We start from the raw sequence: 24,672 nt of genomic DNA on the forward strand, positions 1-24,672 counted from the left end.
GGTCGATTTTTTTGGCATATTGGCGTATATTAGCCAGTTTAAGCCAATTGTTAACGCTTGTACACCAAATGGGGCGGTCTTAAGTGTTTTTGTGTGTTAATCATGTGTGTCAATCAGTCAAATGGTCAAATGGTCAAATGCTAATGTTTTAATCATTTTAATCAAGCATGTTTAACCAGCCCAGCCAAATTTTAGATGTTTAAGTGAGTCAATCATGTCAAAAATTCAACAAGTCTTTGCTCAGTTACAACAAAAGCAAAAAAAAGCCGTTATTCCCTATGTGATGGCAGGTGATCCCAATCCAACAGCAACCGTGCCATTGATGCATGAGTTGGTGGCACATGGTGCGGATATCATTGAGTTGGGTATGCCGTTTGGTGATCCAATGGCAGATGGCAAGATTATTGCCACTGCTGCTGAGCGAGCTTTGGCACAAGGCACAAATACTCGCCAAGCCATTGAGATGGTTAAAATTTTTCGCCAAGACAATCAGCACACTCCTGTTATCTTGATGGGTTATCTTAATCCCATTGAAATCATTGGTCATCAAACTTTTTTGTCTGCCTGTCAAGATGCGGGTGTTGATGGTATCTTAATTGTGGATTTGCCACCACAGGAGGCAGGTGATTTGCTGGAATTATTGGCAGAGCATGACATGGATGAGATATTTTTGCTGTCCCCAACCACCTTGCCAGAGCGACGTGAGCAGGTGCTAAAATATGGACGTGGTTTTATCTACTATGTGTCATTAAAAGGGGTAACAGGGGCAAGCAATTTAGATGTGGGCGATGTTACCGAGCAAGTACAACAAATAAAAGCCATGACTGACCTGCCCGTGTGCGTGGGCTTTGGTATCAAAGATGCGAAGTCTGCCAAATCCATCGGACAGATGGCAGATGGCATCATCGTGGGCAGTGCATTGGTTAACCACTTTGCCAACATTGATGTTAATGATGCCCATGCGGTCAATCAAGCCAAAGATAAGCTGTTGGCGACGTTTGACAGCTTGGTTAAAGCGGTTAAATGATATTTAAACACACGATCCTTTAGGAACATGCTCTGGTAGATTTTGACTATGGGTCGATTGTGAATATAGATTGCCAATAAGGACAGCCATGAGTTTGACACAAAACACTTCAGACATCGCAACGCCAACCATAACCGACACGGTAAATGGCAATACCCAAACCAATGCTAAAAACGATGCTAAAAACAATGCCCAAAACAACCCAACCAGTACCGTGTCCGATACCATGTCTGTGTGGTTAGACCGTCCTGTCCCCAGCGTGGATTATCATAATGTCATCGCATTGACCGCTGTGGAGACCGAGCCGTCAACCCAATGCAGTCACTGTCATAGCATGATAACCAACACCGCTTTACGTTTTAATGACTTTGTGTGTCCACATTGTGATCACCATTTGACATTCACGGCTCGTGACCGCTTGATGTGGTTTTTTGATGATGTGACAGGTGAGCTTGGGCAAGACTTTAGCACCACTGACCCATTGGGCTTTAGTGATAGCAAGCCCTATCCTGAGCGGTTAGCCCAAGCCCAAGAAAAGACAGGTGAGTCAGAAGCCTTAGTGGTGATGCAAGGGCATGTTAAGGATTTGCCAATGGTTGCTTGTGCGTTTGACTTTGCTTTTATGGGTGGCTCTATGGGATCGGTGGTGGGAGACCGATTTGTGTTGGCGGCCCAGACTGCTCTTAGCAATCGCTTGCCGTTGGTGTGTTTTGCTGCTTCAGGTGGTGCTAGAATGCAAGAAGGGTTGTTGTCATTGATGCAAATGGCACGTACCGCTGCTGCCATAGAACGGCTAAAACATGCAGGCGTGCCATATTTGGTGGTGCTGACCAATCCTGTGTATGGTGGCGTGACTGCAAGCCTTGCCATGCTTGGTGATATTCATCTGGCTGAACCAAAAGCAATGATTGGTTTTGCTGGCAAGCGTGTCATTGAACAGACCGTGCGTGAACAGCTAGATGAGCCATTCCAGCGAGCAGAATTTTTGCTTGAGCATGGGGTAATCGACCAAGTGGTGCATCGCCATCAGCTCAAAGACACCGTGCATCGATTATTGGCAAAGTTAACCCATTAACTTACTTGCATGTTAACTTTTAACATCGCATTTTAATGGTGTTGCCTTTTGGCATTTTGCCATCTCGATTTTGCCAGTATTTGGTTATATAATTGGTGTTTTATTGATAGTGAAGTTACCGTTCATGCCATCTTTAAGTTCTTTTGACAATGACCAGCCCAATGTCTCACTGAATCCTGCCACGTTTCAGACACTTGATGACTGGCTGACTTATATCCATGGCATTCACATGTCAGCGATAGACATGGGGCTGTCACGAGTGCGTCCCGTTGCCGACATGTTGGGCATCACCGCATGGGGTAACAACAGAGATGGCGACAATGCCAATCAACAAATCACTGCTCATGTTTTTATGGTTGCAGGGACGAATGGAAAAGGCTCTACCACGGCCACCATTGCTCAAATTTGCCAACAAGCAGGCCACAAAACTGCACTGTATCAATCACCACATTTGCTTAAGTTTAATGAACGGGTACGCATTGATGGGCAATCAGTGAGTGATGAATGGTTAATTGATGCCTTTAAACGAGTAGAAAAAGCTCGCTTGGCGTGTCAGGTCAGTTTGTCATTTTTTGAAATGACCACGTTGGCGGCGTTGTTGATTTTTGCTAATGCCAATTGTGATGTTTGGGTATTGGAAGTGGGCTTGGGTGGTCGCTTAGATGTGGTCAATTTGATAGATGCCGACGTGGCAGTCATTACTAATATTGGTATTGACCATGTGGACTGGTTGGGCGATAACCGTGAGTCCATTGGTTATGAAAAAGCAGGCATTTTACGACAAGGCATGACGCTTATTTATGGTGAAGCAGACATGCCAGCATCAGTTGCTAAGCAAATCGAGCAGTTGGACGTCACTGTTTATCAGGCAGGACGGGATTATGGTTTTTATCAACATGATGCTGATATGGGTGCTAATAAGCTAACTTGTGGTCAACAGTGGCAATACAGCAATCCTGCCATCACGTTAAACTTACCATATCCCAGCTTATCTTTGGTCAATGTTACTAATGCCATCAGTGCGGTGCTGGCAAGCGGTTTGAGCATTAGCGATGAGCATGTTCGTATGGCGATGCCACAGGTGCGTATGCCAGGTCGATTTGATTTGCGTCATATTGGAGGACGACAATGGCTATTTGATGTGGCACATAACCAAGAAGGCATCAATTTTTTATTAGAGCAGTTACAACAGCGATTACCAAGTATGGTACGAACGTTGCCAACCGTTCAAACCACTGATGCCAATAAGGGGCAAATACGCTTATTATTTTCGATGTTGGTGGATAAGGACATTGATAAGGTGGTTACGCATCTTCAACAGGCAAATTTGCCCATTGTCAAATGGTATGTGGGAGTTATCAACCATGCCAGAGCTGCCTCAGCCGACACATTGCAGCAAGTGCTTAGCCAACACTTAACAAGCGATCATTATCATATCTATGATGACATGGCAAGTGCCACCCAAGCAGTACAAGCGGACAGTACCGCTGATGAGCTGATATTGGTGTGTGGGTCTTTTCATACCATTGCTGAGAGTTTGGGCTATTTAGGAGCATGAAAGCCATTGAAGCAGTTTGCACTTTAAGCGGTTTGCATGGGGTAGGATATGTAGTAAAATTGGCAAACAAATTTAAGTCATGGGTGTGTATTAGGGGAGAGTGGGCATGAGCTTATCACGACAGGGCATTTTAGGTGCGGTGCTATTCATCGGTGGTAGTGTCATGCTATATGCCATGGTGCAAAAAGTCAATGACAATACCGCTCAAACCACTGATATTACCGCAAACTCCGTACAGATGAGTGATGTGCAAAGCAATGATGTGAAAAGTAATCAGCATCATCAAGGTTCAAGCCAAAATTCAAGCCAAAGTATCGAAAGCGATTTGATGGTTGAGCCTTTGACCACCGATATTGAAACCGAAAAACAGATATTGGCAAAAAAACAACAGCAACGCATTGCCAATGTCAAAGAACAAGAAAGGCGAACGCAAGTCTTTTTGGAAGAAAACCAAAAGGCCGTCGATGTTGCCTTAGCCAAAGCTCGTGCTGAAAGTGAAATTTATGCCGCCAAAAATAAAGCCAAAACCGATAATGGCACTGAACCAGTTGACAACCTAACCACGGCAGAACAAGACAACATCAGCCGTCCTGTGGTAACCGCACGTCAAGCTCCCAAACAGCCCCCTGCCAAAAATCAACAACAAGCCAGTGCATCACAAGCAACCAATAACGCCAACGGAACAACACAAAATACCCAAGCCAACAGCACCCAAAGTAACAACACCCAAACCCAAGCCAACAACACCCAAGCCAACAAAGCCCCGCCAAAAAGCCCCATTAACCACACAGTCAAACGGGGTGATGGTTTGATAAGGTTGGCACGGCAATATAACGTTAGCCTAGAAGCCTTAGCCACTATGAATAAATTGGCAACCGATGCTGAGCTGACTTTGGGGCAACAATTAATCATTCCATCAGGCAAACAAATCGCCCGTTTAGAGCGTGAAGCCAAAGAAGCCGAAAAAGCCAAAGAGCTTGCCAAACAAAAAGCCCAGCGAGAAAAACAGCTGAAAGCTGAACAAGAAAAACAAGAAAAACGCCAGCAAGAACTGCTGGCACAAAAATCTGCCGAGGCCAAACGAGAATCGCAACAAAAGCTAAAAGAAGCCCGTCAGACCGTCAAAGAAACAGATGCTAAAGGCAACTTTGGCGTACAAGTGGCGTTAGCAAGCAATCAACAACGAGCCGATGAAGTGGCAGCCAAATTTAAAAAAGCAGGTTATCAAGTCAGTACCAGCCAGACCAGCCGTGGCGTGCGAGTCATGGTCGGTCCTGAACGTGGCAAAATAGCTGCCATTGCTCTAAAAGACAAAATCAACAGTGACCCCAATGTTGGTACAACAGAAGCATGGGTACTATATTGGCGATGATTTGCCCCATTGGCGATGATTTGCCCCAATTTTTACCCAATATTTTTATTCATGTTTTTATGAATTAAGCCTGCCTTATGAAACAAAGCACTGCCCTAGATATTTTAAAAACTGGACATAATGTCTTTTTGACAGGATCGGCAGGGGCTGGCAAAACTTACACGCTGAACCAATATATCCATTATCTACAAGCTCGACAAGTGCCTGTTGCCATCACTGCCAGTACAGGCATTGCAGCCACCCACATGAATGGCACAACCATTCATAGCTGGTCGGGCATTGGCATTCGCATGACCATGGAAGATAAGCAAATAAGCCAGCTTAAAAGCAAAAAATCCCTAAAAGAACGGCTGGAACAAACGCAAGTGCTTATCATTGACGAAATATCCATGTTGCATGCCAAACAGCTGGATTTGATTAACCAAGTGCTAAAAGTGGTGCGAAATAATGACAAGGCATTTGGTGGTATTCAGGTGGTGTTATCTGGCGATTTTTTTCAGTTACCACCAGTGGGTGAGCGAGGTGAGAGCAACCGAGATAAATTCGCCTTTATGTCCAAGGCATGGCTGGAAGCACAACTGCATGTTTGCTATTTGACCGAACAGCATCGCCAACAAAAAAACACGTCAAATTCACTGAGTTTAAATGACATTTTAAACCAAATCCGTCAAGCATCGGTTACTCACGATGCCATCGAAGTATTACATGACAGTCAGCACAACCACATTGGTCAAATCCGTACCCGTCTATATACCCATAATGTCAATGTCAATAGCATCAATGACACGCAACTTAGCCATCTGACTGGAGAGGCGCAAGTCTATCATGCGATGGCAAATGGCGACCCTAAGCTGATAGACATGCTCAAAAAAAGTGTCCGTACCCCAGATGAGCTGACTTTAAAAATTGGGGCAAAAGTGATGTTTGTGAAAAACATTCCTGATTTATCGGTGTGTAATGGTACGATGGGTGAGGTGGTAAAATTTGTAACCACCAACGATAAAAATGAGCCCATGCCTAAGCACGACGCTTCTCAAACTGATGCTTCCTTAACCGAAAATCTGACCAGCAAACCCAATGATGAACTGGCTAAGCAGACCGAAGATGATGCAAAAGATGATGATACAAAAGATGATGAAAAAATAATCAAAACCAAATATCCTGTGATACGCCTAAATACAGGACGAGAAGTCATCGCCACCCCAGAGCAATGGGTGGTAGAAGATGAAATTGGACTGCCCCTTGCCACCTATTGGCAAGTGCCATTGAGCTTAGCTTGGGCAATTACCGTGCATAAATCGCAAGGCATGACTTTAGATGCCGCAGAAATTGACCTTCGCAATACCTTTGAGTTAGGGCAAGGCTATGTGGCACTGTCTCGCTTAACCGATTTGTCTGGGTTAAAATTGCTTGGTTTTAACCAAACCAGTCTTAATCTTGACCCTTTGGCTCGTGGGGCAGATAAGCGGTTTTTAGAGCTGTCAGCAGAAGTGCAAGCCACCTATGATGAACTGGATAAAGATGCCATTACCCAAGCACATCAAAACTTTGTCATACAGTGTGGTGGCACAAATGACTCAGCCGTCATTGCTGACCATCAAAAAAAACAAGAACAAAAAAAGCAACAACAGCAGAAAAAAGAGCATCTGAGCAATCAAAGCATCATCACCGACAGCACCATTGACATCACCAAACGTCTGCTTGCCCAGAGCCTAACCATTGCTGAGACAGCTCAAGAACGAAAGTTGGCACAAGCCACCATCATGCGTCATCTGCAAGCCATCAAAGAAGAAGACCCCAACTTCCCTTGTGAGCACCTAAGACCAAACGATAAGTTGGTTACAGACGTTTATCAAGCCTATGATGCCATTATGGCCATCAATGATCCCAATGATTTTGACCAGCAAGGTAACATCAAACTAAAGCCCATTTTTGACAGGTTGCACGAACGTGTGTCTTATAATGACATTCGTTTGGCTCTAATCTTTAAACCATAAGTCATTTAAACCATAAATTGCCATCATCATGACTCATTCATACCCCAAACAGCCACCCTTAAAAATCGCCATCAATGGTTTTGGTCGTATTGGGAGAAATGTACTGCGTGCCTTGTTGGAGCGACAACTGCTATCAACCGACGATGCCAGTTGTCCATTGGAGTTGGTTGCCATCAATGACTTGGCAGATGCCAACACCAAACTGCATTTACTCAAATTTGACAGCACGCATGGACGGCTAAGCCAACAAGGCATACATGCCAGTCTAAGCAAAACAGGCAACTTACACCTACAAAAACTGGACAAACAACATAGGCAGTTTAACCATGCTCATGGCATTGTGAACATCATTGATATCCCACTGTTGCAACACGCCAGCCCAAAAGAGTTGCCTTGGCAACAGTTGGGAGTTGATGTGGTGCTTGAATGTACAGGACAATTCCGTTCTTACGCTGATGCCAACTTGCATCGACAAGCAGGGGCAACACAAGTTATCGTAGGTGCTGCCCCCTTTGATGATGTCGATGCCAGTGTGGTCATGGGCATCAATGAGATGATTTTAACCCGTCAACTGCCCATCATATCCAGCGTATCTTGCACCACACAAGCCTTAGTGCCATTGATTGACACTTTGCACCAAGCCTATGGCGTAACAGCGGTCATGATGACTGAAATTCATGCACTTACCGCTGACCAAAATGTCTTAGACCAAGCCCATCGTGATCTAAGACGGGCTAGGGCATCAGGGTTTAATATCATACCGACCACGTCCAGTAGCCTTGCCGCTACTGAGCGAGTATTGCCTTATATGGTGGGCAAAATCAACGGGCATTCTATCCGTGTACCCACCATTGATGTGGCCGCCATTGATGTTACTTTTCAACTGGCACAAATAAGCACGCCAGATAAAATTAACCAAACACTAAAATCAGCCAGCCTTGATAAACTATCAGGTATCATGGGTTACAGTGATGCACCATTGGTATCCAGTGATTTTTTTCATCAGCCTCAATCATTGATTGTTGATGCCCTACAGACCATGCAAGTGGGGGATATGATAAAGGTATTTGCTTGGTATGATAATGAGTGGGGTTATGCCAACCGTTTGGTGGATATGTGTGTGTATTTGGCGTCGCTATCGCATTAAATGGCTGTTGTTTGAATGGTAATCTTATTGTCAGCATTGGTTTGGCAATCGTAAACTTAAATGAATCATCTGAAAAATAAACGCAACAAACCCACATGACAGGGCAGGTCATGCGGGTTTGTTACAAACTGTCCTTAGTTTAAATCACCATTCCTTGGTAATTTTTGGGCTTTGGGGTGGTCTTAACGCTCATGGGGGTGAGCATCATGTTCCTTGACCGTTATTGTCTTCCTTGTTCATTCTTCCTTAAATTGGGCTTGCTTCCTTGAATTGGGCTTGGTAGAACCAAGCTTAACCCTTATTGGTTTAACAGCACAACATCACCACGTCCATCACGTTTTTTAACGGTCATTCCTTGCCTTGCGAGCATTCCTTTGCACCGTGTGGCTGTTCCATGTGTCTGTGTCCATGTGTCTGTGCCGTGTGACCATAATCGCAAATTTTACCCTGTCATCATAGACGCATAAATCGTCAATGATTGTAAGCATATGCTTACAAGATGACCATGGAACAACAACACCATGGAACAACAACAATGATGTTAAAGAACAATGACGTTAAGGATTGTTCTGAGCGTTACTGGCATCTAGCATCAACTGAGCCGCTTCCAATACATAAACTTCGCTCTCAGGCTCTTTGGGACGCTCTTTTTCTTTCATACGGCTAAGCTCTTCAAACTTAGCATCCATCGCTGCTTGATACATGTCCCAGCTGGCATAAGGTTTTTGTCCTGTGGCTTTGCGTCGGGCATTTTCAGCAGCCAACGTTTTTTGCTCCACTTCTTTCATGTGGTTACGGCGGTCATCAATATCAAGTTTGATGGGTTTTTTATCATCTTCCATGTTGCGAATGGCATTGATTTTAGACAGATACACAAATTGTGGGTTGCTCTGTTGGCGTATTTTGGACTGTTGGTTTAAAGTGGCAAGGGTGTCGCTGGTGAACTTGCCTTCAGGCTTAAATGGCGCGGTCTTAATGGTGTCCCATTTTAGGGCATACTTTTGTGAGCGTTCACCAAAAGTTGCCCCATCAAAGATATTGACCAACGCCACATCAGGCACAACCCCTTTGTTTTGCGTACTGCCACCTGTGATGCGATAAAATTTTCGTTGAGTTAAGGTGGCACTGCCTAACGCCAGATTGTCCAGCTGAATTTGGGCTGAGCCTTTGCCTGTGGTCGTACTGCCAACCACCAAGCCACGCCCATAATCTTGAATGGCAGCGGCAAAAATCTCACTGGCAGACGCTGATGCTAAGTTGGTAATCACCACCATGTCGCCATCATACAGCTGTTCGCCATCATCACGGTCGGTATAGACCTGCACATTGCCTTGATTGTCACGGATTTGTACCATGGGTCCTTTTTTAATGAACAAATCAAGCATGTTGGCAACTTCATCTAAAGACCCCCCTGGATTGTTGCGTAAGTCCACCACCAAACCATCAATGTGTTGTTTTTTAAGGGCTTTAATGGCATTTTCGGTATCAATGCTGACACTGCGGTATTCCATGCCATGACGGCGAGCTTGATAGTTTAGATAAAAACTGGGAATCTCAAGCACCCCAATACGTTGGTCTTTGCCATTATGTGACATGGTAATGACACGGTGATTGACACCACTGTCTTCTTGTTTGATGACATCTCGCTCAATGGTAACAAGACGAGCAGAAGAGTCTGGACTGCCTGCTTGCTTAAGCTTTAACGTAACGGGCGTGCCACGCTTACCACGGATAAGAGCCACCACTTCACGGGTTGACCAACCCACCACATCTTGCATGTTTTTACCATCGCCTGCCACACTCAAAATCACATCATTGGGCTTGACTTGACCAGTTTTTGCTGCAGGCCCACCTTCCACTAAAGTAACGATGCGAGTATAGTCAGGATTTTTTCGGTCTGGACGAATGGACACGCCAATGCCTTCTAGTTGCAAATTAGATTGAATTTGTAGTTCGGTGGCTTGAATGGGGGCGTAATAATTACTGTGTGGGTCATAGGTTAATGCCGCTGAATCCAAAATGGTCTGCATGATTTCATCATCTTTTAAACGCTTTAGTTGCCCCAATTGTCGTTGCATTCGTTGTTGCATGATTTGTTTTGGTGTGCGCGCATCATTACGCAACAAATCTTGTCCTAGGGCAATGTCAGGATTATCAACATAGATTTTCTCTTTGGCTTTTTCTTCTTCTTGTCCTAAGGTGATGCTAATCAAGTCAAAAATCAGTTTGCGTTGCCAGTAGTTTTGTTGCTCTTTGACACTATTAAAGCGTTCTGCCTTTTCTCTGTCTAATATGATGCTGTCTTTGGTTTTTAGATTGATGTTATCTTTGGATAAAAACTGTTGTGCAAAATCATAATACTCAATCGAACGGTCAAGATATCGCTCAAAAATTGCCACACCAGCAGACAAATCACCTTGCTTTAAACGAATGGCATAATCATCGTTGTACTTTCGCTTAAACTCGTTAATATCTGACTGCAAAAACAACGTGCGACTGGGGTCAAGCGTGTCTAAATACATAGATAGCATCTTTTGCCCCATTTCTTTATCAAGAGGTTGATTTAAATAATGACTGCGGTCAAGTAATGTTGCCACTTGTCTGGCGGTCAACCGTTGTTCAGGCGTGATGTTAAAGTTACTGGTGGGTTTGGCAATGGCAGTTTGATGACCTTGTGCCACCAAAATACCCACAATGGTGATGCTGGCGATGCTTAGTAACCATTGAGAACCTTGATAAATGGTTGGAATTTTTTGTGTCATAACAAAGTTACCTTTTTAAAGCGAATATTGTTTTAAAGCGAATGTTTTAAAGCGAATATTGTTAAACCTAATCATTTTTAAACCTAATATATGTCATTTGGTATGTATCATCTAGACTTAAGCCAAAATCGTCTCAGTTTAACAGATTGGGAAGAATGGTTTATCACCATTTTATAGCCATATTGTATGGCAATTCTGTTTAAATTCTGACAAAACACGCATAATCACCACATATCATCACTTTTTTAAGTTGTCAGGCTGATGACAGTCATCAATCAAAGCCATTAAAATAAAAAAATAAAAAAAATGCTTGCTAAATCGTTTTAAATGGCTATAATAGCCAAACACTAACACGCAAAACCATTAGGGGCTGTGGCGGAATTGGTAGACGCACTGGATTTAGGTTCCAGCGCCGCAAGGTGTGAGAGTTCGAGTCTCTCCAGCCCCACCATACATTACCAAATAAAATCCACCGTACTGATGTTTCTAAACGCATCCCACCCATCTAAAATACTTGCTTGCATTGGATTACCCCCTAAGCGTAATAACACAGACGCATCCATCACCCCTTGAGTGTCCAAATACTCCGTCATTAACGTACTGGCTACCAACTGAGCAGGTCTATCACGCAATGTCTTATGTAAGTATTTTTGGATACGGAATACAAACTTAGTAAAGCGTAAAATACCCACTCTATTGGCATAATCTATGGCTTTACTGGTGGGTATATCAAAGTTAATAAACGCTTCTTGAGCTTCACTCACCGCATCATCAAACCCCATGCCTTGTTTTTGTAAATGCTCTGCCAACACAAACTTGGCTGCAAAATCACTAAACTGAGTGGCATCAGCCATCAGCTTATACAAAGGCGTGTTCTCTGACATAAACAACCAATCCACCCCAATCTTTATTGGCTTAGGTAATGCGTCATATACTCTGTCTACTTGTTTCTCAAGGTCTGTTCTGTATTTATTACTTTGATTTTGTAAATCCACATCATCAACAATGGTACTCTTTAACCCAACCTGCATGTATTTATGAGTTGGGTTATTCTCAAGCTCTTTTAACAAAGCATTGCGTTTTTGGCTTAATCCCTTCTCACCATTGGCAATTCTAAGATTGATTTGGGTTAATTGATTGTGCAATTTAGCGTATCTATTACCATTACGCCATGCAGACACATACCCTGTGATGAGCTGAGTGGGTTTGACTCCACGTAATAACAACAGCAGATTATTGGTCATGATGTTGCCTATTAACACATCATAATTTCTAATCACAATGAACGACTTAATCCGCTTTTCAATTTCTTGTACCCATTGCTCTGCTTTATACAATCTGTACTTGGCTTTTTCTCCCCCCAATAAAAACTGTGAAATGCCCACAACGACTTTTTCAAAAGCATTACGCTCACCTGCTAATTTATCAAACATGTCTTTGATGGAATGACTTCTAAAACCAAACACCATGTTATACACATCATCTCTTACCATGATGGGTTGTCCACCCCCATACAACTCCTTGGCTCTTTCACGTGCTTCATAAGGCAACATACGCCATTGTTGCATCACCTTAGGGTCATCACTGTTTGGGTCTAAGGCAATGAACTTATGGGGTTCACTGGCATAATTGGTCATATAATCTTCATGCAAGGTTTCTATGATGGTGCGTTGGTTTTCTTTGACTTCAGGCTTATAAGCCAAGTCCCCTGACCATTTACCCATCAAGGTAAAGACATCATTATCACGCTCTAACAAACTGTCTCGTACCACTCCTGTCATCTCATAATGATAATCTAAGATGCGTCCATCTACCCCAAAGTTAATCACCATGCTACTGGGTTCATTTAAAGGATTAAAGTCTTTATAAGAGATGTTTTGATTGCGTTTTTCTCTTGCTTGAGCATTGGCTTTAGCCACTCTTGATAGCTCTTGTGGACTGGTGTCATCATAAATCACTGTTCCCCTTGAATGACTGTCATACATGTCCAATGCCCCTGAAACATACTTTTGCCGTTTAAAATTACGGTTAAGCAATAACGTCCTTGCTCCTGTGGTGTCTAATTCATCTTGAGACAACTCCTGACTGATAATCTCATACCCATCTAACTGTAACTCATGAAGCTTATGAGCATAATCAGCATCATCTTGTGAGACAAACTCAAAGTTACGATAAGGGTTATATATTTGTGGGGTGTATCCTTTGGCATAGTTATGAATGTTAAAAGCAAAGTCAGCTTTGGATTGATTCACCATCTGCTGATGTTGTTTAAGCAGATACTTCATGCCTTTATTTTCACTTTCAAACAGTTGTTTTACCCCATCTAACACGTCCTTATCTGTGTACTCCAACGCATACAAACTGCTGAGAATGTCCACGTCTTGAAACACAGCCATGTCCATATTGTCTAAGCTTATCTCATGCTTTGTGCCTAAACCAATGGCAATGGATTGAGCATTCTTTAACAGATGCCGTGGGGTAATCTCTCTTGCCATGTATGCCCCAAGTATCTTACTTTGCATCACCATGTCATTGCCATTGATGTGTTGGCTTAATCTGTTTTCAAGCTGGCTTATCTTATCTTGACGCTTAGCATCATTGACAATCAATGCCTGTACTTGACTGATGGTTAAATGATTTAACAATGCTCCCATGTCTGTCTTTAAGATGGCTTGAGTGATGTGTTGTCTTTGCTTTTGGTCAAGGGTGTTTGTAAACTGCTCCATTAACAGCTTTTGGGTCATGTGGTCAGTCTCTTTACGCACCCCTTGAGCAACATTACTTAAGCGTGATAACTTCTCAACCGCATCATACAACTTACCCCCTTGAGCCACTTCATTGAGTGTTTCAGCCACCACATTTAACTTACTGTTGGGTTTGCGTTCACTGAAGCTGTCCACAGCCCCTTGAGTGTATTTGTCCAAATTCACTGCCACATCAGAAGCCTTTGCCATTCGTCTTAAAACATCATACTGACTGTTTTGTAAATCCAATTTAACATAAGCGTGTCTGATGCCTTGAGTTAACTTATCATTGGCATAATTCACAGGGTTACCTGCCAGTTGCCAAGTCTTATCTATCACGTTGTCTTTTTGGTTTCTAACCTTGTTATCCACACGCTGTAAGTTATTTAACAACCCTGCCACTTGCACATTGGTATGTCCACGTTTGGTTCTTTGCACCAATCCTGTAAACCATGACCAAATGCTTTCAGCCACACCCATAACAGCATCAAACCAACTGTCTTGATTACCATGTTTTTTTACTCTTGGTTTGTTGATGATTTGATTAAACTGCTCACTTGCCACAGACAAACCAACAAACCTTACTAAGAACTCAGTATCATTTTTACCCTTATTGGCAAAGACATAATCTTTTAAGTTTTTAGCATGTTGCTTTTCTGCTTGACTGGCTTGGTCATAATTGGCAATAAAGTCTTTGACCGTTAATGTGTCAGACAACTCATGATAAATGTCATACAACTCAGAAACACTCAAATGCCCTGCATGTTGTTTGATGTAAGTTTCTATGATGGGCATTAATGCTTGGATAGTATGGGCTTCTTTATCACTTAATTGATACCCTGCTTTCATTGCTCCTGTGGCGTGATTTAAGGCGTGTTTGATGCTGTCTGCTCTATTGGTATCAGACGCTTCATAATCACCCACCACACGCTGTATGAGCTTATCTAAGTGGGTATTAAACCCATCTGATACCTTGCCTTTATCCAACCCCTTAAGTAGCTCTGTGGTGGTTTTAGGTAGGGTGGAATACCTTGGTTGGTTGAAATGTTTGATGTCTTGGATTAGACTGTCTTTATCAGATGCTCCCACATTAAGACGTGTCATTGTAGGCTTAGTGTGCGTAGGGGTAGAAGTATATCCACCTACTCTACTTTCACCATCTGATACTTTATCAGATGCTCCCACATCAGTACGAGAACGTATAGGACTGATTGTGCGTAGGTCAGAAGTGGTCGCACCCCCACTCTGATTCACCATCTGATTGTCTTCATACCCACTTAGCAACCAAGCATTAGAGCCTGCATTTTTTATTAAATGAATAATAATATTGGCATGGGTAATCGTTAAGCGTTGGGTCGTTTCCCTTGTAATCTCTCTAATCACAGAACCCTTAGCAATGATATTCATCACATCTTGAGTAAGCATCTTAACCACATCAGCATAACTCATCTTATCCTTACGCATTCTTGCTTCTATGATATGACTGATGCCTTTAGCTCCTTTGGTTTTACCATTGGTTTTGATGATGCCTGTATCACCCCACACAAAGTCAATCCAACCAATGTCATTGCGATACATGGCACGATGCACATCTGCTTTAGTCAATAAAACATCATTCATGGCTTTAGTGCCACGTTTGATATTGGCTTGAATGTCTTTTATGGCACTTTGACTGTACTTGGTTTGTCCATCAACAATGTCCTTATCATACTCAACCTGCATGACTTGTTCCACAAGACTGGCAAAGGTCTTATAGTTACTGCTTTTATGTAAACCAAACATAGAAAAGACAGCGGTTAAGAACTGATTTAACCTACCTTTTTTAGCAGGTATCCCCAATGCCTTAATGTCCAACTCTTGGGTAATAAACTCAGCAAATGCCTTATCTGTCATGCCATAAGCAATGAACTCATGAAAGGTCTCTAGCTGTACTGCATAAATGCCTTTATCTTTGGCTTTAAGCTGAGCATACATGTGTTGTAAATCATCTACCGCTTTACCCCCTTTGGCTAATCCAGTCTCTGTTAAAGCATGGATAAGCTCATGATTAATGGCAGTGAGTTTATCTGTGTCATTGATGGCATCATTGTTAAATACCTGAGTATTTAAGGTGATGGTATTGGTGTTGTCATATTTACCATGATGTCTGTCCCCCATGTTATCCATGACAAATCTTAAGTCTTTGTTATGACTGCTAACCTGCTTAACCAATAACTTATAGAAGTCTTTTAATGGTTTGGGGGTATTGAGTTTATTGACAAATTCGTTGATGGCTAAAATGGTGTATTGTTTTGGTGTTGGGTTTGTACCATTTCGCTCCTGTTGTGTATCAGAACCTGTATCATTGGCTTGACTGTTTTGTTGGCTTCTGACAGAGTTGTTGCTTGCCGTAATTGCTGTGGAATTTGTTGAAACTGTCTTTGTTGCTCTGGTGTCAACTCCGTTTGATACAGTTTGAGATATGTCTCTTTCTTGGACATGAGCATCTCTTGCGTTGTTGCGACCATTGACAAGCTCCTTATCTCTTTGATTGGTATCTAAGACTGTTTGCTCTGTTGATGTACTTGACGATACAGATTGACTACTTCTGCGACTGTCTTGGCTTGGTTGATTTGGTTGACTATCCCTTTGAACATCTGACGCTGTTCTACTGGAAGTTGCATAAACTTCTGTACTGTCATTTCCTTGTGATTTTCCAGTATCTCCTGACGAGTCAGTTCTCTGATTGGTTGTGTCATTGTCATCTCCTATAAACAGTTCTCTAAAAAGACTGCCTATTTGATTTAAAGTGTCTTGGCTTAGTAAGTTACGTACATCTTTTTCAGATATCAGCACTGAAAAGAATTCATCATTAGAATACATGGCATAAGACAATCTGTCCTGAAGTATTTGATGCACTTCATTTTGACTATCTAAGTCATGTAAGACATTCCACAGTATTTCATTGAATGCTTTAATTTTTTCCTTGGCTTGATTTGACAAACCATTAGCAATCACATCAGCCGTAATGCTGTGTACCAGTTTATGATTAATTAATTCTAATAATCTGCCTTGCCAATCTTGAGTACTGGGATTGATGATTATCTTATTGGTTTTAGGATAATACATACCACCTGCTTTGATGTCGCTTTGAGTTTGGTTGTCCAATGTACTCACATCACTGACAATCTGTATCTGCACATCAGGATTTATCTGAGCAATACGTTTGGTTAAGTTAATGCTGTAATTTTGATTATCTAAACCAATAGTCAATAAGGCATCTAACTCATCAGATAATTTAAATGGTCTGTCTAATAAGTCAGTGGGGATTTGATGGTTGTTTATTAAATGATTTAACGTATCAGACGCATATGCGGATAGGGCGTGCTGATGCCAGCGGTGTCTAATGCTTTTTTGATGGTTTCTTGTAGGTCTTCTTTAATGGCTGGTATTTTAGCAACGTGGGCAGGTGTGACCCAAAAACGAACGATAAAATACACTCCGAAATCTGCCACTTCTGCCACCGTAATGCTCGGTTCGGGGCGTTTGAGTATGCTGTCGCTGTCTTCTAATACCTTGGCAATCACCGCTTTGGCGTTGTCCATGTCTGCTTCAAAGGCAATGCGTACTTTGATGTCAAAGCGAATAAAGTTTTTGGACGTTAGGTTGGTAACTTCAGAAGACGCAACGGTGGCATTGGGTAAAATGATGGTCATGTTATCACGAGTAAGAATGTGCGTGGTACGTAAAGAAATCAGCACCACACGCCCTTCTTTGTTGTTAATGTGTATCCAGTCACCCACTTGAAAAGATTGCTCAACCAAAATGGTCATGCCTGCAATGAAGTTGGCAAGCGTAGATTGAGCGGCAAAGCCCACTGCCAAACCCACAATCCCCAAACCTGCCACCAGTGAGACGATGTCAAAGCCGAACTGTGCCATGATACTGGCAACGCCCATGACCACAATCAACACAGAAAAGACATTTTTAAGTAACTGTTCAATCGATGCATTTAGCCCATAATGCCGTAAGATTTTGTTAATGACCTGCCCTGAGCTTGCCCATAACATATAATAGATGCCTGCCCAAATGCTGGCCTTGGCAGTGGCTTTAATGGTGCTTGGGGTGATGGTCATTTGGCTCATGATGCCTATGATACCAGCAGTTACCCAAAAGTAGCGTAAAACAGAACGGATAAGTCGGTAGTTTTTATGATTGAGATGTAGGCGTTGGCGATTGTGTTTGAGAATATAAATAGACAACCAATAAGTAAAGCACAAAATGGATAAGAGAATTAAGATTTTGATGCCTGTACTGGCAAGTTCAACCCCTCGAGATGTCCAGTCTCGGGTTTCTTCTTCTAATGACCCACCAATTGCCAAATAAAGGCTATCATGTAGGTCGATTAAAATATGAGCAAAAAAATCCTTAACCGATTCCATGACGGCAACCGACTAATCCGAAGCTGATGGGTTATCAAAATACGGCAGCTGCATCTGAGCTTGTGCCTCTCTTAAAGCGGTGCGTAAGCCCTCTAAAATGGTTGGGTGATAAAATGGCGTATTCAGTAGGCTATATAAACTCAAATCATGGTTAATGGCATAAGTGAGCAGGTGGGCGATGTATTCTGCATCAGGGGCGACCATGCTTGCTCCCAACACACAATCACTTTTTTTGCACACATACAGCCGAAGTAACCCACAGTTTACACCCATAACACGGCTACGCCCTTGATTATTAAAGCTGACTTCACTGACCACATACGCCAGATTTTCATCTTCTATTTCTGACAGTGATTTGCCCAGTTGGGCGATTTGTGGTTCACTAAAGACAATGGAGATGGGGGTATCAAGTTTGCTGATGGTGTCTTTTTGTTTTGCCAAATTATCACCATCATTCTTTTCTTTGTTGATGTCTGCCTTGATTTGTAGCCCTGCCATATAGCCTTCGGTAGATGCCACATGTAACAATGGCAGATAGCCATTGGCATCACCGATGACATAAACAGGTAAGTTGGCAATTTGTCCTGTCAGTTTGTTGTGTTGTTTGGGTCGTCCTTTATCGTCCAGTTCTACGCCTAAATGTTCTATGCCCAGATTTGACAGCTGATTACGTCGCCCTGTGGCTGCCAATAGATAGTCACAAGTGAATTGCTGTTGGTCGCCGTTGGTGTCAGTGTAATCAATCTGTACCTGTTTTTGTTCTTGTTCATCAATGAGCTTGACGGCTTGAATGTCGCTATTTAATGCCATGTTCAGCTCTTTGCTCAGACACGCAATCGCTTTGGCATTGACTTTATTATCCTGTAGGCCGCCCAAGTTGTCAGTGCGGTTAAATAAGCGTACCGTTACCCCCAAACGATGAAAGGCTTGTGCCAACTCCAAGCCAATCGCACCAGCACCGACCACTGCCAGTGATTTTGGCAAATCGGACAGCTCAAACACACCATCAGAAGTTAGTAGACGTTCACCCAAACTCTCTTGCCAACCATCAGGAACAAACGGTGTTGACCCTGTGGCAATGATAATGCGTTCAGCTTGGATACGCTCATCATTAACCCGTATCAAACCATTGGCATCAATACTGGCATGACCATTGATTTTGTGATGGTTATCCCAGCCATTCACGTTGTCTTGGACAAATTGAGCAAAACGGTCTCGCTCTTTTTGTACTCGTTGCATCACCGTTTTACCATCAATTTTAACATCAGCAATCACCCCAAATTCGTTTGACTGTTTGGCGTAATAAGCTCGCTTAGCAGCAGCGATTAACAGCTTGCTGGGCATACAACCAACCGTGGCACAAGTGGTTGTCCAATAGCCTTCATTGATGATGACGATGCTGTCGGTCTGCTCACGCAGTTGTCGATAAGCTGAATTGCCTGCTGTTCCTGCTCCGATGATGGCAATCTCAACATGGCGAGTGGCGGTGTTGGTATGATTGTTGTTTGTATTATGGCTGTTGTTTGGGTTATGGCTGTTGTTTGGACTGTTTGAGCCATTTTTTTGGGAGTTGGTCATATGGATTACCATGATGAATGATGATGTTTTAAATAAGATGGTTGCTACTGATGTTTAAGCGTTACTGATGGTTAAGTAAGGGCTGATATTTAAGACTGATGTGTGGAACTGACGCATGGTGTGTGATGCGTCAGCCCTCTTGGGGACATGTCCTAAAGTGTGCGATGTTAGGTTTGTGCCAATGTCTTATTTTGTGCCAATGTCTTATAAAGGCGCTCGGCGTGTCCCGTTGCTTTTAGATTGCGTTGGGCGTGGGTCAGATTGCCATTGGCATCATAGACAAAGGTTGAACGTACCAAACCGATTGTTTTTTTACCGTAGGTGTTTTTTTCACGGATAACGTCAAAGTACTGGCACAGTTTTTCATCTTCATCGCTGATAAGGGCGATTTGTAGGTTTTTTTTATCGATGAAATTTTTGTGTGAGTCGATGCCATCACAAGACACGCCAATCACGTCATAACCTAATTTGTCAAATTGGTGTTGCATGTCGGTAAAATCAGTGGCTTGTGTGGAACAACCGGGGGTGTTGTCTTTAGGGTAAAAGTACAAAACCAACCCCTTACGGCTATTTTTTGACCAGTCAGCAAGGCTGATGTCATCGGTGATGAAGTTATCATCAAATTTGCGTACCATTGGCACGGAAAAATCAGGCAAAGGTAAGATTTCGCTGGTGGGTTTGGCCATGTCATGCTCCAAAAGGGTAATAAAAAATCAAGGTTAATAAAAAAGTCTGTCGTTGTCTATATAAAAAACGGCGGTTAATTACCAGTACTTTGCACAAAGAATGTCAATGATTTGTTTGTTCATTTATCCGTTGGTTTGGGCGGTTTTTTAATTTTCTTCAGGAGCAAGGTCTTTTTCTGCTTTATGTTTGGGTTTTCGGCTAAAGGCTTTTACTCGCCCTTGCTCATTTTCTAACCATAACGCATTTAAGATGGCAAGTAATACCGCAAATCCTAGCCCCAAAATCCAAGCAAAATACCACATGATTGTCTCCAAGTGCATTGGCTAATAACCCATCTATTTTATTAAATTATGGATATTTTTAGATGGGTTTGCAAGTGTTGGTTAATCGTTCCGTTTGTCTTTATTTTTATCCTCCGTTGCCTTATATCCACCGCCTTCAGGCGGTGGATATAAGGCAATTGTTAAATGCGATAAGTTTTGCTATACTCATCTCACTATATTCAATGTCTTACATTCCACAGTTAAGTTAAGACTAAATTGCGAGTACGCAGTAACTTAACTGGTAAGACGTTTCCAAACACACACTTAAGTTAATTCGTGTCTATGACAATCCTAACAGTAGGATTAGCTTAAAATAAGAACCTAAGATGTACGGTGTGTCGTACGGGCGGTTGCCACTATCTTAGGCTTGCGGTCGGGCTTGACCGTCTGGGAGCAGGAATCCCCGCACTTTAGGGCGGGGAGGAAGTCAATGGGTAGGTAAGATATTGGGAATGCGTTTTAATGGAATACGCTCTAATACAGCGTATGTTCTTGTTCTCGTATATACGCTTTAGTAACCTTACCACGCATCACCGCATATGCCCAGCTGGTGTACATCATCACAAGGGGCAGTAGCAATACGGTTACATACAGCATCACCATTAAGGTGAGATGACTAGACACACCGTCCCACACTGTTAAGCTGGCATTGGGCTGGCTGGATGACGGCATGATAAAGGGGAACAGTGCCACCCCAGCGGTCATGATTACCCCAAGTACCGCCAGACTAGAGGCAATGAATGCAGTTAAAGTATGTTTAAGTCTTAATAAAATCATGCTTATCAATGGCATCACCACACCCAGCATTGGGAATGTCCATGTTTGTGGGTGGGTCATAAAGTTATGTAGCCATGCCCCTGTTTGAGTCATGACCGTTTTATCTAATGGATTGGGCAATGCGTTGCCATCTATCACAGAGACGATAACATAACCATCAAGTGAACGAACCCATACCCCTGCTAGCACAAACAGCATCACCATGACCACAGCAGACAATTGAGTATGGCGAATGGCACGAGCTTGAATATCACCAACAGTACGGTGAGCCAGATACACACCGCCTTGCATGATAAGCATACTGGCACTCACCAAACCACACAGCAGGGCAAATGGATTAAGCAAGGCAAAAAAAGTGCCAGAGTATTTAGACACCAAGCTGTTATCAAACTCAAATGGCACACCCAAAAACAAATTACCAAACGCCACCCCGAAAATCACCGCAGGCACAAATGACCCCACAAATAATGCCCAATCCCAACATTGTCGCCATCTGGCATTGGCAATCATGCTTCGGTATTTAAAGCCCACAGGGCGAAAAAACAACGCCCACAGCGCCGCCATTAATGCCCAATAAAAACCACTAAACGCTGTTGCATATACCAACGGCCAAGCGGCAAATATCGCCCCACCCCCTGTGATAAACCACACTTGATTGCCTTCCCAATGTGCCCCAATGGTGTTGATGATGACACGTTGTTCTTCATCGTTTTTACCCACAAACGGCAACAAACCACATACCCCCATGTCATGACCGTCCATAATCGCAAAGCCAATGAGCAACACACCGATGAGTAGCCACCAGATGATTTTTAACGTTTCATAATCAAACAGCATGGTCGGTCTCCTGCTTATTGGTCAATGTATTGACTGGGTTAAAAGCTGAGTTAACAGCAGGCTTGTCTTCCCCATCATAACGCCCTGTGCCTAAACTGGCAGGACCTTTTTTGACGTATTTAATCATTAAATACATCTCCACAATCAACAAAAACGTATAAAACAGCACAAAACCTGCCAGCGACAGATACACATTGGTTACGCTGATATTGGACACAGAAAAATGTGTGGGTAACATGCCATATATCGTCCACGGTTGTCGCCCATATTCAGCAACAAACCAACCCACTTCAATGGCAATCCAAGGGGCAGGTAACATCAACACTGCCCATCTTAGTAGCCATTTATTTTCGGTGAATTTACCCTTAACGGTATGCCACAGGCAAATGCCAAATAATATCAGCATTAAAAAGCCCAAGCCTACCATGATGCGAAAAGCCCAAAACATGGGCAATACTCTAGGAATGGTATCTTCGGTGGCTTTGGCTATCATCTCAGGCGTGGCAGTGCTGACATCTTTGGTGTATTTTTTGAGCAACAGACCAAAGCCCAAGTCATCTTTAACTTGCTCAAACTCTAAGACCAAAGAGGCATCATTGGGATTTTGTCGCAACTGCTCAAGTAGACCCACCGCATGTTGCCCATTGATGATGCGTTCTTTGTTGATTTCTTTAATTTCTTTAATGCCAAGAATGGGCTTGTCTAATGAACGTGTGCCAATGATGCCCATGACATAAGGGATTTGTACCGCCCAATCGTTGGTTTGTTTTTTTTCATTAATTTTGGCAATTAAGTTAAAATTAGCAGGGGCAGGCTCAGTGTGCCACACAGCTTCCATGGTGGCGATTTTGGTCTGTTGTGCCAGACCAATCGAATAGCCAGATTCATCTCCCAACACAATCACACTACAAATTGACGCAAAGCCAAACGCTGCTGCCACCTGAAAACTGCGTTTGGCAAATTCCACGTCTCGTTGTTTGAGTAGATATAATGCTGAGATAGATAATACAAACATTGCCCCAGCGGTGTAGCCTGCTGACACTGTATGCACAAACTTATTTTGGGCATCAGGATTGAATATGACATCAAAGAAATTCACCATTTCCATACGCATGGTCAGATAATTAAACTCTGCTCCCACAGGGTTTTGCATCCAGCCGTTGGCAATTAAAATCCATAAGGCAGATAGGTTTGTTCCCAATGCCATCAATATCGTTACTAACAGATGTTGAGTGCGAGACAGCTTATCCCAACCAAAGAAAAATAACCCCGCCATCGTGGATTCTAAGAAAAACGCCATCAAGCCTTCAATGGCAAGTGGTGCTCCAAAAACATCACCCACATAATGCGAATAATACGCCCAGTTAGTGCCAAATTGAAACTCCATGGTAATGCCTGTGGTTACCCCAAGTGCAAAGTTAATCCCAAATAACTTGCCCCAGTATTGGGTCATGTCTTTCCAAATCGTCTTGCCTGTCATCACATACACCGATTCCATGATGACCAACATCCACACCATACCTAAGGTCAATGGTACAAACAAAAAATGGTATAACGCTGTTACCGCAAACTGCAATCGAGACATATCGACCAGATGTTCTGTTATCACAACCCACCCCCAAACCGCCATAAAAGATAAAAATCAAAACACGACCAACAACCTAATTTTAAATGACTGCTGAATGACCCTAAATCACTGCCAATATGTTTTGGTGCAATGTCCACCAGCCCCACACAAATCCTACCGACAATACCAGCACGCCCAACGCAAAGCCAAAGCGTTGCAGACCGAGTGATGTTCGCCATGTTAACCCCACCAACAAAGCCAACACCATGCCTGTCAATGCCCCACCAATATGACCAGCATTATCAATGCCAGGCACAACAAAGCCATACAGCAGATTTATCGCCATTATCCACCCTAAGGACTTTGGATTAAGCTGAACACCATTTATCCTTATCTTAAACAGTGCCAGTATCAACAGTGATGCACCAATTCCCATGATGCCACTAGATGCACCTGCCATCACACCGATTGCTTGCCTTTCATGCAGTACTTGATGCCAAGTCACATAACTGCTTAACAGATTGCCACCGATGGCAGATAAAACAAACAAGCACAAAAATGCCACAGAGCCAAAGATTGGCTCAGCCACCCGACCAAAGACCAGCATGGCAAAGCCATTAAACTAGGACTTACGCAAAAGCCAAAAATGTTGCGTAAGGTTATCAAAATATAGTAGCATAAAAGAATGCAAGCAAAAGCCATCACCCGACTAGACTACTGCCAATACTTACTGGTAAGCCAAAATAACTACACACTTACCCACTATGCCGAGCATCATCCTGAAGAAATAAGCCACGACC

At 42.9% G+C, this 24,672-nt stretch carries 14 protein-coding genes, 1 tRNA gene and 2 pseudogenes; 8 read left to right on the top strand and 9 right to left on the bottom strand.

From position 1 onward, the window contains the following. Window positions 1–214: 214 nt before the first annotated feature. From trpA to B0682_RS06485, 6 genes are all read left to right on the top strand, one after another. Window positions 215–1,027 (top strand): tryptophan synthase subunit alpha, encoded by an 813-nt coding sequence (gene trpA, locus B0682_RS06460; RefSeq protein WP_078307519.1) that lies wholly within the window; start codon window positions 215–217, stop codon window positions 1,025–1,027. An 88-nt stretch (window positions 1,028–1,115) separates the two neighbouring features. Then, complete coding sequence (gene accD / locus B0682_RS06465) at window positions 1,116–2,102, top strand: acetyl-CoA carboxylase, carboxyltransferase subunit beta (protein WP_078307521.1); 987 nt, start codon at window positions 1,116–1,118, stop codon at window positions 2,100–2,102. Between the two features lie 124 nt (window positions 2,103–2,226). After that, window positions 2,227–3,660: a bifunctional folylpolyglutamate synthase/dihydrofolate synthase gene (locus B0682_RS06470; RefSeq protein WP_078307523.1), complete on the top strand. Its 1,434-nt coding sequence runs from the start codon at window positions 2,227–2,229 to the stop codon at window positions 3,658–3,660. Between the two features lie 106 nt (window positions 3,661–3,766). Then, window positions 3,767–5,032, top strand: a complete 1,266-nt coding sequence (locus tag B0682_RS06475) for a LysM peptidoglycan-binding domain-containing protein (protein WP_078307525.1) — start codon at window positions 3,767–3,769, stop codon at window positions 5,030–5,032. Window positions 5,033–5,109: 77 nt separating this feature from the next. Further along, window positions 5,110–7,029, top strand: coding sequence for an AAA family ATPase (locus B0682_RS06480; RefSeq protein WP_078307527.1), 1,920 nt, complete (start codon window positions 5,110–5,112; stop codon window positions 7,027–7,029). 28 nt (window positions 7,030–7,057) lie between these two features. Then, a complete protein-coding gene (locus tag B0682_RS06485) occupies window positions 7,058–8,176 on the top strand; it encodes a type I glyceraldehyde-3-phosphate dehydrogenase (protein ID WP_078307529.1) in 1,119 nt (372 codons plus the stop codon). A gap of 557 nt (window positions 8,177–8,733) precedes the next feature. Here the strand turns inward: B0682_RS06485 and B0682_RS06490 are convergent. After that, window positions 8,734–10,938, bottom strand: a complete 2,205-nt coding sequence (locus B0682_RS06490; RefSeq protein WP_078307531.1) for a carboxy terminal-processing peptidase — start codon at window positions 10,936–10,938, stop codon at window positions 8,734–8,736. Between the two features lie 366 nt (window positions 10,939–11,304). Here B0682_RS06490 and B0682_RS06495 point away from each other — a divergent pair. Then, window positions 11,305–11,389: transfer RNA gene (locus B0682_RS06495), tRNA-Leu, on the top strand. Window positions 11,390–11,393: 4 nt separating this feature from the next. Here B0682_RS06495 and B0682_RS06500 read toward each other — a convergent pair. The 8 genes and pseudogenes from B0682_RS06500 to B0682_RS06535 all read right to left on the bottom strand — a co-directional run. Continuing rightward, window positions 11,394–16,934 (bottom strand): putative barnase/colicin E5 family endoribonuclease, encoded by a 5,541-nt coding sequence (locus tag B0682_RS06500; protein WP_078307533.1) that lies wholly within the window; start codon window positions 16,932–16,934, stop codon window positions 11,394–11,396. A gap of 80 nt (window positions 16,935–17,014) precedes the next feature. Continuing rightward, window positions 17,015–18,103 carry a mechanosensitive ion channel family protein gene (locus B0682_RS06505; RefSeq protein WP_078307535.1) on the bottom strand — a complete coding sequence of 363 codons (1,089 nt, stop codon included), beginning with the start codon at window positions 18,101–18,103 and terminating at the stop codon, window positions 17,015–17,017. Between the two features lie 12 nt (window positions 18,104–18,115). After that, window positions 18,116–19,681 (bottom strand): dihydrolipoyl dehydrogenase, encoded by a 1,566-nt coding sequence (locus tag B0682_RS06510; RefSeq protein WP_078307537.1) that lies wholly within the window; start codon window positions 19,679–19,681, stop codon window positions 18,116–18,118. Window positions 19,682–19,848: 167 nt separating this feature from the next. After that, on the bottom strand, window positions 19,849–20,367 hold the full coding sequence (locus B0682_RS06515) for a peroxiredoxin (RefSeq protein WP_078307539.1): 519 nt from the start codon (window positions 20,365–20,367) through the stop codon (window positions 19,849–19,851). Between the two features lie 147 nt (window positions 20,368–20,514). Beyond that, window positions 20,515–20,670 (bottom strand): cytochrome bd-I oxidase subunit CydX, encoded by a 156-nt coding sequence (gene cydX / locus B0682_RS06520; RefSeq protein ID WP_078307541.1) that lies wholly within the window; start codon window positions 20,668–20,670, stop codon window positions 20,515–20,517. A 495-nt stretch (window positions 20,671–21,165) separates the two neighbouring features. Continuing rightward, a complete protein-coding gene (cydB, locus tag B0682_RS06525) occupies window positions 21,166–22,302 on the bottom strand; it encodes a cytochrome d ubiquinol oxidase subunit II (protein WP_240494907.1) in 1,137 nt (378 codons plus the stop codon). Further along, entirely contained in the window at window positions 22,295–23,914 is a 1,620-nt protein-coding gene (locus B0682_RS06530) for a cytochrome ubiquinol oxidase subunit I (RefSeq protein ID WP_078307613.1), read from the bottom strand. The genes cydB and B0682_RS06530 overlap by 8 nt, the downstream gene beginning before the upstream one ends. Window positions 23,915–23,993: 79 nt before the next feature. Further along, window positions 23,994–24,482, bottom strand: a pseudogene (locus B0682_RS06535) (rhomboid family intramembrane serine protease); the annotation flags it as partial. Between the two features lie 75 nt (window positions 24,483–24,557). On the opposite strand from B0682_RS06535, the pseudogene B0682_RS09790 reads away from it, so the two are divergent. After that, window positions 24,558–24,672: pseudogene (locus B0682_RS09790) on the top strand (IS701 family transposase); the annotation flags it as partial.

The sequence above is a fragment of the Lwoffella lincolnii genome, from assembly GCF_002014765.1.
Taxonomy (GTDB): domain Bacteria; phylum Pseudomonadota; class Gammaproteobacteria; order Pseudomonadales; family Moraxellaceae; genus Psychrobacter; species Psychrobacter lincolnii.

Excerpts from the sequence above, each read along its gene's own strand:
- trpA (WP_078307519.1), top strand. The coding sequence starts at position 215 with ATGTCAAAAATTCAACAAGTCTTTGCTCAGTTACAACAAAAGCAAAAA.
- accD (WP_078307521.1), top strand. The coding sequence starts at position 1,116 with ATGAGTTTGACACAAAACACTTCAGACATCGCAACGCCAACCATAACC.
- B0682_RS06470 (WP_078307523.1), top strand. The coding sequence starts at position 2,227 with ATGCCATCTTTAAGTTCTTTTGACAATGACCAGCCCAATGTCTCACTG.
- B0682_RS06475 (WP_078307525.1), top strand. The coding sequence starts at position 3,767 with ATGAGCTTATCACGACAGGGCATTTTAGGTGCGGTGCTATTCATCGGT.
- B0682_RS06480 (WP_078307527.1), top strand. The coding sequence starts at position 5,110 with ATGAAACAAAGCACTGCCCTAGATATTTTAAAAACTGGACATAATGTC.
- B0682_RS06485 (WP_078307529.1), top strand. The coding sequence starts at position 7,058 with ATGACTCATTCATACCCCAAACAGCCACCCTTAAAAATCGCCATCAAT.
- B0682_RS06490 (WP_078307531.1), bottom strand. The coding sequence starts at position 10,938 with ATGACACAAAAAATTCCAACCATTTATCAAGGTTCTCAATGGTTACTA.
- B0682_RS06505 (WP_078307535.1), bottom strand. The coding sequence starts at position 18,103 with ATGGAATCGGTTAAGGATTTTTTTGCTCATATTTTAATCGACCTACAT.
- B0682_RS06510 (WP_078307537.1), bottom strand. The coding sequence starts at position 19,681 with ATGACCAACTCCCAAAAAAATGGCTCAAACAGTCCAAACAACAGCCAT.
- B0682_RS06515 (WP_078307539.1), bottom strand. The coding sequence starts at position 20,367 with ATGGCCAAACCCACCAGCGAAATCTTACCTTTGCCTGATTTTTCCGTG.
- cydX (WP_078307541.1), bottom strand. The coding sequence starts at position 20,670 with ATGTGGTATTTTGCTTGGATTTTGGGGCTAGGATTTGCGGTATTACTT.